Below are 11,552 nucleotides of genomic sequence, written 5' to 3' on the forward strand. Positions count from 1 at the left end.
TGAGATGGCGCATTACCTGATCTCGTTCGCGAACGGGGCGATCGACGTCCCCGCGGAAGAGCTGCCCGCGGTGGCCAAGGCCGGGCAGGCGGTGATCCAGGAGGCGAAGAACGCCGGTGTGTTCCGGTTCGCCGGCGGGCTGAACTACGGCTCCGAGGCTGCCACGGCGGACACCGCCGGAGTGGTCACCGAAGGGCCGTTCGCGGAGAGCAAGGAGCAGTTGGGCGGCATCTTTGTCGTCAACGTGCCCACCCGGGAGGCGGCTCACGAGTGGGCAGCGAAGGTGGCGGCCGCCTGCCGCTGCCCACAGGACGTCCGCAAGTTCATGGACGACCCGGAGTCCTGACCAGCCTGCTTTCAGGCGGTTTGGCCCGACTCGATGGTGTCGAGGTCGCGGGTGGCGAAGCGGAGGTGTTCCCATTCCTCCCCGAGGATGACGCGCAGGCAGGAGCCGACCGTCTGGGCGTGCTCGGGTGAGTGGGGGTTCTTGCGGGTCTCCTCGAGGTCGGCCGGAGTGACCTTGGCGAGGTAGTCGCGGACCATCGTCAGGCGGCCGGCGCGGGCCTCGAGGACCTCCGCGTACGTCGGGGTTGTCGAGGCGTCGGCGTCGGTGCCGCCGTACCTCAGGCCGATCGGGTGATGCGGCTCGTCGAGCTCCAGGACGGAGCGGCCGAACCAGAGGTCGGTGGCGTGGACGAGGTGCCGCTGCGTCTGCGCGAACGACCACTCGCCGCCCACCGACACATCGACAGTGCCCTCCGGCATCGCGGCGGCGCGTGCCTGGGCGGCCGCCCACGCGTCCTCCACCTTCGCGTACGCCGCCCGGAGCCCCGCCGGATCCTGCGCCAGCCGCTCCGCCCGGCCCGGGAACCGCCGGTTGAGCTCGGCCTCGACGAGCGGCGCCACATCGACGCCGTTCACGATCAGGCTGCCGTCCTTCTCGGTCAGCCACGGCGAGTCGATGTCCGCACCTTGGATGTCGATGCCGCGCATCACCACGCCGGACAGGTCGGCCTCGGTGATCCGGGCGCCGCGCAGGTTCACCTCGTTGAACCGAGCCCCCTTCAGGTTCGCGTCAACGAACTCCGCGCCCTGCAAATCGTCGGTCCGACCGAACTTCGCCATGCCAACTCCCGTGGTTTTCTCGATGTCGCGGCGAGCCTAGCCGTGACCTCGGACACAAAAGTCGTGCGCGCGGCACCCGGCCCGTGATGGGGTCGAAGGACCGGCGAAAGGAACTGGATATGGATGTCCTGGATGCGGCAGCACGGCTCGGCTACTCGGAGCGGGACCGGACACGGTTCGAGGGACTGCGGTACGGCGGCCTGCGGCTACCGGAGAACGCCGCGGACCTGATGGAGTACTGCGGAGTCGATCCGGCCGACCGCAAGGAGATGCTCGCCGCGCGGCCGGACCCGGAGCGCGAACCGGACTGGTGGGCGATCACCGCCGCGCTGGCCGGAGAGATCGAACGCGACGTCGACCTGCCCATTCCGCCCACCGGATTCCGCGGCTGGCCCGCCGTACCGCGGGATGCGTCCGCGGTGGGGTTGTTCGCGGCGGCGTGGGCTTTGCTGGCCAGCGTGCCGCGGCTGCGCGAGCTGCACGCAAGGCGCGGTGTGCCGGAGTCGGTGACCAGAACGAGCGTCTCCGCGCTCGGAGGGCTGATGGGAACGCACCGGCACCTCTGCGGCCGTCCCGGAGTTGGACTGATGTCGATGTGGACGCCGCCGTTGCGGTTCCGTGGCGCCGACTACGAGTTCGGTCGCCACGCGTTCACTCGTACCCAGCTCGGCATGGGCGACGAGGTCTCCGGCCACGTCCTGTCTCTGCACATCCCACCGACCGGCCGGCTCGACGCGCAGGCGTCTGAAGAGTCCATTGCGACAGCCGTGGAGTCGTTCAAGCGCTGGTACCCCGAGGAGCCGGTGAGTGCGTTCGTGTGTCACTCATGGCTGCTGGACCCGCAGTTGGCCGAGTACCTGCGTCCGGAGTCCAACATCATGCGTTTCCAGAGTCGCTTCGACCTGCTGCCGTACCTCCCACCGGACGATCCCAGTGAGGGTGATCGCGATCTGATGCGGCTCGGGCTGCAGATCGCCGTACCAGACCATCCGCTGACCGAGGAGGACCTTTCTGCGGTCCCTCAGGAGACCACTCTGCAGCGTGCGTTCGTCGAGCACCTGCGCGCCGGTCGCCACTGGCACCACCGCACAGGCACCCTGAAGACATGGAGCTGAGGATCCCAGTCGGTCCGGACGAGGTCTGGGCCGACCATCTCGCCGGAGCCGGCGTACCGATCGTCCTGCTGCACCCGGAGACCGGGGACTCACAGGTGTGGGACCCAGTGCTGCCGGGACTGAGCGGTCGACGCGTCCTCCGGTACGACGCACGCGGGTCCGGGCGCTCGTCACGTCCAACCGGTGACTTCTCGCCGCTCGGTGACCTGGAGACCATCCTGAGCCAACTGAACCTCGAGCGGGTGCTGCTGGTCGGCTGCGCAACCGGCGCTGGTACGGCGCTCAGTTTCGCGCTCGTGCACCCCGAGCAGGTGCACGGACTGGTGCTGTTGTACCCCGACGTGCCCGGCTTCCCGCGCCCCGAGAGCACGGGAGCGGACGGGTTCGATGACGACGTGTACGACCAGCTGCACGAGCTCCGGGTGCCGTCCGTCGTGATGGCCGGTGACGAGGACAGCCCGGTCCACGCAGCCATGGCCGGTGCCGCCGCGGCGCGCATCCCCGGCTGCGAGTTCATCTGGACACCCGGCGCCGATCCGCTGCGCCACGCGGACACAGTGACCGACGCCGTCCAACGACTGGCCGGTGACTACGACGCCGGGTAGGACAGGTGCTGGTGGATCATCTTCCAGCCGGTTGCGGTCCTGCGGAAGACGCGGGTGGCTCGGGACGTGGTCTCGGTGCCGTTGGCGGTGATGTGGTCGATGGTCCAGGCGACGGCGAGGTTGCCGGCGGACTCGATGATGGGGTTCGGGATGGTGAACGTGATCGGGTCAGGGCTGGACTTCAGGCCGGCCGCGCAGACCTCGCGGACGGCCGGCTTGCCGCTGTAGTTGCCGTCGATCTCGTACGAGACGACGTCCTCGGCGATCGGCTCCATCAACGCGTCCAGATCGCCGACGGCGGTGTCCTCGCCCCACTTGTCGAGAACAGCGCCGAGGTCCGTCGCGTCGGCGTCCTCGTGCGGGAACGAGTGATGCTCGTGCGTGACGGTCCAGCGGTCGTCGATCTTGCGGAGCCCGATCGTGAGACGCAGGCGCTGGTCAGGGTTGTCGTCCGGGGTGCCGCAGCGCAGCAGCGCGAAGGCGAAAGCCACGTCCGAGCCAGCGGTCACGTCCAGCGACACCAGCTCGAACGACGCACCGGACCGCTGCCACTCGAAGAACCCGGGCCACGTCGCGCGGTACGCGTCCAGCCCGCGAACACCGTCGTACGGCGGGGGCACGTCGAACATCACCAGGTCCGGGGCGTGGTCGGCCATCACCGTGTCCAGATCGCCCGCGTGGACCGCGGTGACCCAGTTCTCGATCAGCGTGCGGATCTCCTGCTCGTCAGTCATGTCTCTCCTCGGTCAGGCAGCTCGTCACCCACTACAACCCGGGAGGATCCACAAACTCATCGGGCAGCCCGAAAGTCGGGAAATCCGCCTCCAGGTACGACACCACTTCGACGATGTCCGAGCCCCGCAGTACGACGACATCCAGCCCGCCGGGCACGTACCGGTCGCCCTTGAGCAGGTAGGTGCCGAAGGCGAGCTGACCGTTCGCGCGAGCAGGCAGGAACCGCCACTCGGAACGCAGCGGTCCGTCGAGCAGGAACGTCCGGATCGCGTCCCGACCGACGAACCAGTCCGGCAGCGGCGGCATCGAGTACTTCGCGTCCGCGGCCAGCATCGCCACGATCGCGTCGACGTCGCGGGCCTCCCACGCGGCCATGTAGCGCCGTACCAAGTCCCGCTCGCCTGACTCGCCCAGCGCGCGCAGAGTCTGCTGCTGACTCGGTACGGCGCTCACCACCGACCGTGCTCGCTGCAGAGCACTGTTGACCGCGGCAACCGACGTATCCAACAGCTCGGACACCTCACGGGCACTGAACGCCAGTACGTCGCGCAGCAGGAGCACTGCCCGTTGCAGCGCGGACAGGTGCTGCAGCGACGCGACGAACGCGAGCTCGACGGACTCCAGCGCCAGCAGCTGCGCCTCGGGAGTCAACGAGGCGGTCCACGTCAGTCGGCTCTCCGGATACGGATCGAGCGCCTCCTCGGCACGCCGTCCGCGGCGCTCGATCAGCGTCAGACATCGGTTGGTGGCGATCTTGTACAGCCACGGACGGATCGATCCGCGGTCCTCGTACCCCTGCAGGCTGCTCCACGCGCGGAGCAGTGTCTCCTGGACGGCATCCTCCGCGTCCGTGTCGGAGCCGAGCATCCGGTAGCAGTGCGCGTGCAGCTCACCACGCCACGGTTCGACCAGTTGTCCGAAGGCGTGCTCGTCACCCGCTCGCGCGGCAGCCAGCAGCTCTTGCATCACTGGCACGCTAACGACTGTCTGGTCCAGCGATCCAGCACCTGTGCCGCTCGACCACTGTCCACAGCCTCCACGCAGCGCGCAAAGCAGTCCGCCAGCGGTTCCAGCCCCCGTTCCAGCGTCAGCGTGGTCAGAGCAGCCGCAGCATTCAGCAGTACGACGTCCCGCACCGGACCGCGTTCTCCGTCGACCACGCCACGCATCAGCCGCGCATTGAACGCGGCGTCACCACCTCGCAGCTCAGCCAATGACGTCGGCCGCAGACCCAGTGAGCGAGGATCGAACATCACCTCCCTAGCAGAGCCGTCATGCACCACCCACAGCCGCGAATAGCCAGTAGTAGTGAGCTTGTCGAGGCCGTCGTCACCACGAGCGACCAGTGCGGACCTGCCTTGGTTGGCCAGCGCACCGGCCAGTACTGGCAGCATCTGCGGGTTGGCGACGCCGACTAGCTGGTGTGGCGGGTCAGCTGGGTTGAGCAGGGGCGCGAGCACGTTGAAAGCCGTGGGGACCGCGAGCTCACGGCGTACCACTGCGACTTGGCGGAGGGCTGGGTTGAAGCGCGGAGCGAACAGGTAGGTCAGTCCGACGTCGGTCGCCATCTGAGCGGCCTCTGTTGCGGACAGGTCGAGTGGGACGCCTAGGTGCTCGACCAGGTCGCTGGAGCCGGCTGCCGAGGAGGAGGCGGCGCGACCGCCGTGTTTGACGACGGTGACACCTGTGGCGGCTACGACCACTGAGGCCATCGTGGAGATGTTCGCTGCACCGGTGCGGTCACCGCCGGTCCCGACGATGTCCACGAACGTTCCAGGGATGTGGACCGGTGTGGCGTGCGAGCGGAGTGCGTCGGCCAGGCCGGTGAGTTCGTCGGCGGTCTCGCCCTTGGCGCGCAGGGCGATCAGGAAGCCGGAGATCTGGGCCGGTGACGCCTCGCCCAGCACCAGTTGGTCCATTGCCCACCCGGTGTCCGCCGCCGAGAGGTCGGAACCGGCCAGGAGCGCGGAGATCAGGCCGGACCAGGTCCGGAGCGTTGTTGCCATCGGCATTCCTCAGGGTGCGGGGCCGCCCACGAGGAGAACATGACAACGGCCGCCTCGCAGGAGACGGCCGGGTGGATGCGCGCGATCAGGCCGTCAGTTGACGGCCCACCACTGACTCACGCGCTGGAACATGACCCTGACAGTAGCGCAGGCAGTGCCTTGTCACATCATGGTGGGTCGATTCGTCAGAGCACTGAGGACAGGAACAGGAAGGGCTGCGGTGGACGGGCACGAGGAGCTGGCGGGGGAGTTCGAGCAGAACCGCGCGCATCTGCGTGCGGTCGCGTACCGGATGCTCGGATCGTTGGCCGAGGCGGAGGACGCCGTTCAGGAGGCTTGGCTGCGGCTGAGCCGGACCGACGTGAGTGATGTCGGCAATCTGGCCGGCTGGCTGACCACTGTGGTGTCCCGGGTTTGTCTGGACATGCTGCGCAGCCGCAAGTCGCGGCGGGAGGACTCGCTGGACACCTACGTGCCGGATCCGATCATCGGCCGGGTGGACGGGGAGTTGGGGCCCGAGGGCGAGGCCATCCAGGCGGATGCGATCGGGCTGGCGCTGCTCGTCGTCCTGGAGACGCTGTCACCGGCGGAGCGGCTGGCGTTCGTCCTGCACGACATGTTCGGCGTCGGGTTCGACGAGATCGCGACGATTGTGGACAAGTCGCCGGCGGCCACCAGGCAGCTGGCGAGTCGCGCCCGGCGACGGGTGCAGGGTGCGCCGGCGAGTGACGGGGACGCGAGCCGGCAGCGCGCGGTCGTCGAGGCCTTCATGGCCGCGTCGCGCGGCGGTGACTTCGAGGCGTTGCTCGAGCTGCTGGACCCGGAGGTGCTGCTGCGCGCCGACGCGGGTTCCGCGAGCGCGGAGTTCGCCGGGCCGGCGGTGTCCAAGCTCGTCCGCGGTGCGAAGGCGGTCGTCGAACAGGCGCTGCTGTTCAGCCGCATGGCGCCGTACAACCAGCTGGTGACCGTGAACGGTCTGCCGGGTGTGATCACCGTCGTCAACGACCGCCTGATGGGTGTCATGGCGGTCACCGTGGCGGACGGCAAGATCACTCAGATCGACATCCTTGCCGACGTCGAACGCCTGGAGATCATCCAGCTACCAGCCTGAGCACCCGCCGAGCCTGCGCCGCCGCGGTCCCCGGAGGATTGCGGTCGGCGCTGGGTCCGCCCGGCCCGATGAGCGTCAGCCAGAACCCGGCCCACAGACACCGCGCCGCCTGGAACCGCTCGGGGTCCACGGCGAAGCGCCGTACCAGTGGAGTCCAGTCGGTCGCGCGGCCCGACAGGTGCTCCACGAGGTTGGCGAGCTCGACAGCCCGGTCACCCAGCCCGGCGTCCTCGAAGTCGATGATGCGAACCCGGGCGCCGTCCCACAGGTAGTTGGCGACGTTGGGGTCGCCGTGCCCGACCACAGGATCCTGTACGTCGGTCACGTCCGCCGGCTCGTTCGCGAGCCAGGCGTGCGCAGCCGCGCCGACCACGCCGTCGATGCCCCGCAACGCGCTCAGCCCCGAGCGGGTGCGGGCGACGAGCGCCGGCAGATCAATGGGGGTCAGACCGGTGGGCGGGACCGACCACAGCGTCTCCAGCGCGTTGCCGAGGGCGGCCAACTGCGCGGCCGTGAGGTCAGCGGGCAGCGGTGCGCCGGGCAGGAGCGTCAGCGTCATCCACGGTGCGGGGTCGCCGGACGAGGTGAGTGGGGTTGGGACGAGCTCCGGGACGGCCTGCGAGAGCAGGGTGAGGGCGGCCCATTCGCGCGCCGGCTCGTCGCGTGACCAGGAGGCGTAGCGCTTCGTGACGGTGCCGCCGGTGACCTCGACCGAATGCGTCATCAGAAAAGTCTGGCCGGGGTGTCAATTACCGGCCTCCCTCTTCGACGTACAGGTAGAAGCAGCTACGTGAGGGAGCGGATCGGATGTCTACGCAGGCGATTGCAGCGGTTGCCACTAACGGCAGTGCCACCAGTGACATCGTGGCCGGGCTGTTGGGGGCGGGGTTCAACGGCGCCGTCCGGCTGCCGGGAGAAGCGGAGTACGACGAGCAGCGTCGGTCCGTGATCCCGTCGGTCGATTCGCGCCCTCTCGTGGTTGCTGAAGCGTTCACCCGGACCGACGTCCAGGCCGCCGTACGGACGGCCCGCGAGTACGGCGTACCGCTGGCCGTGCAGGCCACGGGGCACGGCACTCGGGTCCCCGCCGCCGGCGGGATCCTGCTGAAGACCACCCCGATGACGGCGGTCCTGATCGACCCGGAGCGGCGGATCGCGAAGGTCGCGCCGGGTGCACGCTGGGGCGCCGTACTGGATGCGGCACGCCAGTTTGGGCTCGCTCCGCTGTCCGGGTCGCACCGCGACGTCGGCGTCACCGGATACACGCTCGGCGGCGGGGTCGGCTGGCTGGCCCGCAAGTACGGGTTCGCGGCCGACAGCGTGATCCGCGCCGAGGTCGTCACCGCCGACGGTCGCACCGTCACCGCGAGCGCCGAGCAGCACCCCGAGCTGTTCTGGGCGATCCGCGGCGGCACCGGCAACTTCGGCATCGTCACGTCGCTCGAGTTCCGCCTGTACCCGGTCCGCCAGGTGCACGCCGGCATCGTGTACTACGGCATCGACCGCGCCACCGCGATCCTGCGCCGGTACCGCGACTGGACCGCCACGATCCCCAACGAACTCAGCACCGCGATCGTCCTGACTCGCATCCCCGGCACCGAGCAGCGCGCCGTCGCGATCAAGGTCCTGTATGCCGGCCCCGCGGACCTCGCCGAGCATCTCCTCAAGCCCCTGTTCGAGGTCGCCGGCCAACGCCTCGCCGGTGAGCTCACGACGATCGAGTACGCCGATGCCGCGATGGGTGGCACGCCCGCTCGGCACCTCGACTTCCTGGACACGCTGACCGACGAGGTGATCGACGTGGTCACCGAACTCGAGGACGCGATGGTCGAGGTCCGGCACTGGGGCGGCGCCATGGCGCACCCCGGTCCTGGCGCCGGACCGGTCGGTCACCGCGGGGCGGCGTACTCGCTGATCGTTGACCGCGAGGTGGCCGGGCTGCCGAGCTCGGGACGGACGTTCGTGAACTTCCTCGGCGACCGGGGGCGCGCGGAGACGGCGTACGGCGCCGCGGACTTCGAGCGGCTGCGCGCGGTGAAGCGGAGCTACGACCCGGCGAACTTCTTCCACCTGAACGCCAACATCAGGCCATGAAGAAGCGGTCCGGTCCCCGGAAGGGCGGGGACCGGACCGCTCACAGCTAAGGCGCGTCTCCCCGTCCCCCGCCTACTGCGCGGGACTGGGAGACGCACCCTAGGTCAGACCGTGCCGGAGTTCCCGTAGACGGTCACGTGCACGTGGTCGTAGTGGTTCGCGGTCGTGCTGCCGCGATCCGGCATCGCGCGCCAGCCCTCGCTGCTGCGCTGGACCGTCCAGATGTGCTGCTGCCAGATCAGCTGGCTGACACCGAGCTTCTTGTAGTTGGCCTTCAGCCAGTCCGCGACCTCCTGGCCCTCGGAGCCGCTGACCATGATGTCGAGCGCGTGCCCGGTCGAGTGCTCGGAGCCGCTGTCGCCGGACCGCATCCCGCCGTACGACGTGATGTCGGGGAACTTCGCGCAGATCGCCCGGTGCACCCGGATCGCGTCCTGGGTGATGCCGTCCTCGACGGCGGAACCCGACTTGCAGACCGTCTGGGAGATCGCCCCGACGACGGCCGCGACCGGCTTGGTGGCCGAGAGATACTGCGTCTTCACCCAGCGGGACTTGCCGTCGCTGACGACCTCGGCGTACAGGCCGTCGACCTTGCCGGTGACCGAGACCTTGGTGCCCTTCGGCAGCACGTCCAGCAGGATGCCGGTCAGTGGCAGGGTCCAGAGGTTCACGTCGGTGGTGGTGTACTTCGTGCCGGAGATCTTCGGCGGCGCCGCGTTCACCTCGGCGGAGGCGCGGGTCTTCGCCGCCGTCGGCTTCGGGATCGGAGCCTGCTTCTTGAGGTGCTTCGCCGTCGGGCTCGGCTTCGGCTTCGGCGTCGCGCTCGGCGTCGTCGACGGGGTGTTGATCGGCGGACGCAGAGCGTCCCGGCTGATCGTGGTGTCGCGCGACAGCTGCAGGGACGAGCTGGCGATCGACGGATCGAGGTTGACGTGCTGGCTGGGGAACGCGGCGGCCGAGCCGGTGGCCACCAGGGCTACTGCCGCTCCGGGGATCGCGACCTTCACGATGCCGGGCTGGATGCCCTTCAGGCGCGACTGCTTGTGCCGCGCCTGTCTATGCCGTCCTGCCACTTGTCACCCAATCTGCCGAGACCAAACCGTTATCGACCGGAGGAGTCAAGCACACATCGCCGCACGGGTTCGAATCGGCCTGGAGTCTTAACGCATTACGAACGTCCACAGGCGCGGCCGGTCCGTGATCTGCCCGCTATCCGGAAGTAACCGCTTCGAGATCAAACGCTTGGTGCAGAGATCGGCGTTGTGATCCAGGGCGCGGCGGGCGCCCGGGCTTGCTGGTTGACTGCCCGGGTGGGATTTCGGATCGAAGGCGGTGCGGTCGCCAGGCTGGTGATCAACCGGGTCGCGAAGCGGAACGCCCTGACCCGCGCGATGTGGGAGGCACTGCCCGGACTGCTCGCCGAGCTGGCCGGCGACGACGCCGTGAAGGTCCTGCTGGTGACTGGGGACGGCCCGAGCTTCTCGGCCGGCGCCGACATCCGGGAGCTGATCTCCGGCGACGACCCGGCTGATCCGATGGCCGAGCTGCGGGCCTTCAACCTGCGCGCCCAGGCCGCGTTGCGGGAGTTTCCGAAGCCGACGATCGCGGTGGTCCGCGGGCACTGCATCGGTGGCGGTCTCGAGATCGCGGTGAACTGCGACTTCCGGTTCGCTGCCCGGGACGCGAGTTTCGGCGTGACGCCGGCCCGGATCGGCGTCGTCTATCCGCCGGCCGCGATCAATGTCCTGCTCGATCTGGTCGGCCCGGCCACCACGAAGTACCTGCTCTTCAGTGGTGAGCTGCTGACCGCTGACGAGGCCTGCCTGAAAGGCCTGGTCGATCGGGTGGCCGATGACCCGATGGCGGCGGCCGAGGCGTTCGCGGCCACGGTCGAGACGCGGTCGCAGCTGACGATCCGCTCGGCCAAGGAATCGGTCAACGCACTGCTGGCCGGCGCCGACGCAGACACGGCAGCGGTACGGCGGTATCGCGAAACGATCGCCTCGGGTGAACTCGCGGAAGGAATCGCGGCCTTCACCGAGAAGCGGTCACCGCGGTTCGTCTGGCATCCCCGATGAGATGAGAGTGCCGCGCAACTCGACTCGGTCGCTCACCGCGGCCGATACCTGGCCGGCGATCGCCTGCGCACGGTCGTCGTCGGCGGCGTCGATCAGGTAGAAGCCGGCCAACTGCTCCTTCGCCTCACCGAACGGACCGTCGGTGACCACCTGCTGACCGTCCCGGATCTGCACGATCCGGCCGTCCTCGGGCGGCCGCAGGCCTTCCGAGCTGACCAGCTCACCGGACGCGGCCAGGTCGCGCTCGAGCTGGATCAGCCGGGCCAGCGCCTGATCGTCCTCGGCGGTCCACACCCGGTCGAGGCTCCGGAAGATCATCACGACGTACTTCATGGGATCACCGTAACCAGCGGGACCGACACCTCCCGCACAGCGCCGGTCAGTCAGCGGCGGATGGCGGCGGTCACCGGCGGCTTTGTGGAAAGAAAGGGTCAGTCGGCGCGACATTGTTTCCACAAAGCCGGCGAGGCCCGGGCGGGGCCTGCCACCACCAACTCTGCGAACCCGACAGCGGCTTGGCATCGCCGAGGAACTCAGAACCCCGCGCACCCGGGGGGGTGGCGGGGGCCCCGGGGGGGGGGGCGTTTTTGTGTGGGCCTGCAGGTCCGCCTCTCTCAGCTGACCGTGAAGTCGTCGACCTGGATCCACGTGTCCTTGTTCGGACCGGTGAAGCCGGCGTAGAC

The 11,552-nt window shown here is 69.1% G+C and carries 13 protein-coding genes; 6 read left to right on the top strand and 7 right to left on the bottom strand.

Annotation, left to right across the window (positions count from 1 at the left end; all coding sequences use genetic code 11):
• Nucleotides 1-4 precede the first annotated feature (4 nt).
• A complete protein-coding gene (locus ACWGID_RS16820; RefSeq protein ID WP_452197412.1) occupies nucleotides 5-346 on the top strand; it encodes a YciI family protein in 342 nt (113 codons plus the stop codon).
• An 11-nt stretch (nucleotides 347-357) separates the two neighbouring features.
• Here the strand turns inward: ACWGID_RS16820 and ACWGID_RS16825 are convergent, their stop codons facing one another.
• Entirely contained in the window at nucleotides 358-1,125 is a 768-nt protein-coding gene (locus tag ACWGID_RS16825; protein WP_452197414.1) for a DinB family protein, read from the bottom strand.
• A gap of 119 nt (nucleotides 1,126-1,244) precedes the next feature.
• On the opposite strand from ACWGID_RS16825, the gene ACWGID_RS16830 reads away from it, so the two are divergent.
• Complete coding sequence (locus ACWGID_RS16830; protein WP_452197416.1) at nucleotides 1,245-2,240, top strand: acyltransferase domain-containing protein; 996 nt, start codon at nucleotides 1,245-1,247, stop codon at nucleotides 2,238-2,240.
• Nucleotides 2,231-2,845 carry an alpha/beta fold hydrolase gene (locus ACWGID_RS16835; RefSeq protein ID WP_452197418.1) on the top strand — a complete coding sequence of 205 codons (615 nt, stop codon included), beginning with the start codon at nucleotides 2,231-2,233 and terminating at the stop codon, nucleotides 2,843-2,845. Before ACWGID_RS16830 ends, ACWGID_RS16835 begins: the two co-directional genes overlap by 10 nt.
• Here ACWGID_RS16835 and ACWGID_RS16840 read toward each other — a convergent pair.
• The 3 genes from ACWGID_RS16840 to trpD are packed head-to-tail and all read right to left on the bottom strand — an operon-like array spanning nucleotide 2,830 to nucleotide 5,586.
• Nucleotides 2,830-3,579: a YybH family protein gene (locus ACWGID_RS16840; protein ID WP_452197420.1), complete on the bottom strand. Its 750-nt coding sequence runs from the start codon at nucleotides 3,577-3,579 to the stop codon at nucleotides 2,830-2,832. The two genes, ACWGID_RS16835 and ACWGID_RS16840, sit on opposite strands and share 16 nt — an antisense overlap.
• Nucleotides 3,580-3,610: 31 nt before the next feature.
• On the bottom strand, nucleotides 3,611-4,546 hold the full coding sequence (locus ACWGID_RS16845) for a sigma-70 family RNA polymerase sigma factor (protein WP_452197421.1): 936 nt from the start codon (nucleotides 4,544-4,546) through the stop codon (nucleotides 3,611-3,613).
• The gene (gene trpD, locus ACWGID_RS16850; protein WP_452197422.1) at nucleotides 4,546-5,586 is read right to left on the bottom strand and encodes an anthranilate phosphoribosyltransferase; all 1,041 of its coding nucleotides are present in this window, start codon (nucleotides 5,584-5,586) and stop codon (nucleotides 4,546-4,548) included. The genes ACWGID_RS16845 and trpD overlap by 1 nt, the downstream gene beginning before the upstream one ends.
• 220 nt (nucleotides 5,587-5,806) lie before the next feature.
• Here trpD and sigJ point away from each other — a divergent pair, with 220 nt between their 5' ends.
• Entirely contained in the window at nucleotides 5,807-6,697 is an 891-nt protein-coding gene (gene sigJ / locus ACWGID_RS16855) for an RNA polymerase sigma factor SigJ (RefSeq protein WP_452197424.1), read from the top strand.
• Here the strand turns inward: sigJ and ACWGID_RS16860 are convergent.
• On the bottom strand, nucleotides 6,678-7,421 hold the full coding sequence (locus tag ACWGID_RS16860) for an aminoglycoside phosphotransferase family protein (RefSeq protein ID WP_452197426.1): 744 nt from the start codon (nucleotides 7,419-7,421) through the stop codon (nucleotides 6,678-6,680). The two genes, sigJ and ACWGID_RS16860, sit on opposite strands and share 20 nt — an antisense overlap.
• Before the next feature lie 83 nt (nucleotides 7,422-7,504).
• Here ACWGID_RS16860 and ACWGID_RS16865 point away from each other — a divergent pair, with 83 nt between their 5' ends.
• Nucleotides 7,505-8,791, top strand: coding sequence for an FAD-binding oxidoreductase (locus tag ACWGID_RS16865; RefSeq protein ID WP_452197428.1), 1,287 nt, complete (start codon nucleotides 7,505-7,507; stop codon nucleotides 8,789-8,791).
• Nucleotides 8,792-8,895: 104 nt separating this feature from the next.
• Here the strand turns inward: ACWGID_RS16865 and ACWGID_RS16870 are convergent, their stop codons facing one another.
• Entirely contained in the window at nucleotides 8,896-9,864 is a 969-nt protein-coding gene (locus ACWGID_RS16870; protein WP_452197430.1) for an SH3 domain-containing protein, read from the bottom strand.
• Nucleotides 9,865-10,101: 237 nt separating this feature from the next.
• On the opposite strand from ACWGID_RS16870, the gene ACWGID_RS16875 reads away from it, so the two are divergent.
• Nucleotides 10,102-10,869 carry an enoyl-CoA hydratase/isomerase family protein gene (locus ACWGID_RS16875; RefSeq protein WP_452197431.1) on the top strand — a complete coding sequence of 256 codons (768 nt, stop codon included), beginning with the start codon at nucleotides 10,102-10,104 and terminating at the stop codon, nucleotides 10,867-10,869.
• Here ACWGID_RS16875 and ACWGID_RS16880 read toward each other — a convergent pair.
• A complete protein-coding gene (locus tag ACWGID_RS16880) occupies nucleotides 10,840-11,202 on the bottom strand; it encodes a YciI family protein (RefSeq protein ID WP_452197433.1) in 363 nt (120 codons plus the stop codon). The genes ACWGID_RS16875 and ACWGID_RS16880 overlap by 30 nt on opposite strands.
• Nucleotides 11,203-11,552 lie beyond the last annotated feature (350 nt).

Source organism: Kribbella sp. NPDC054772, assembly GCF_053611945.1.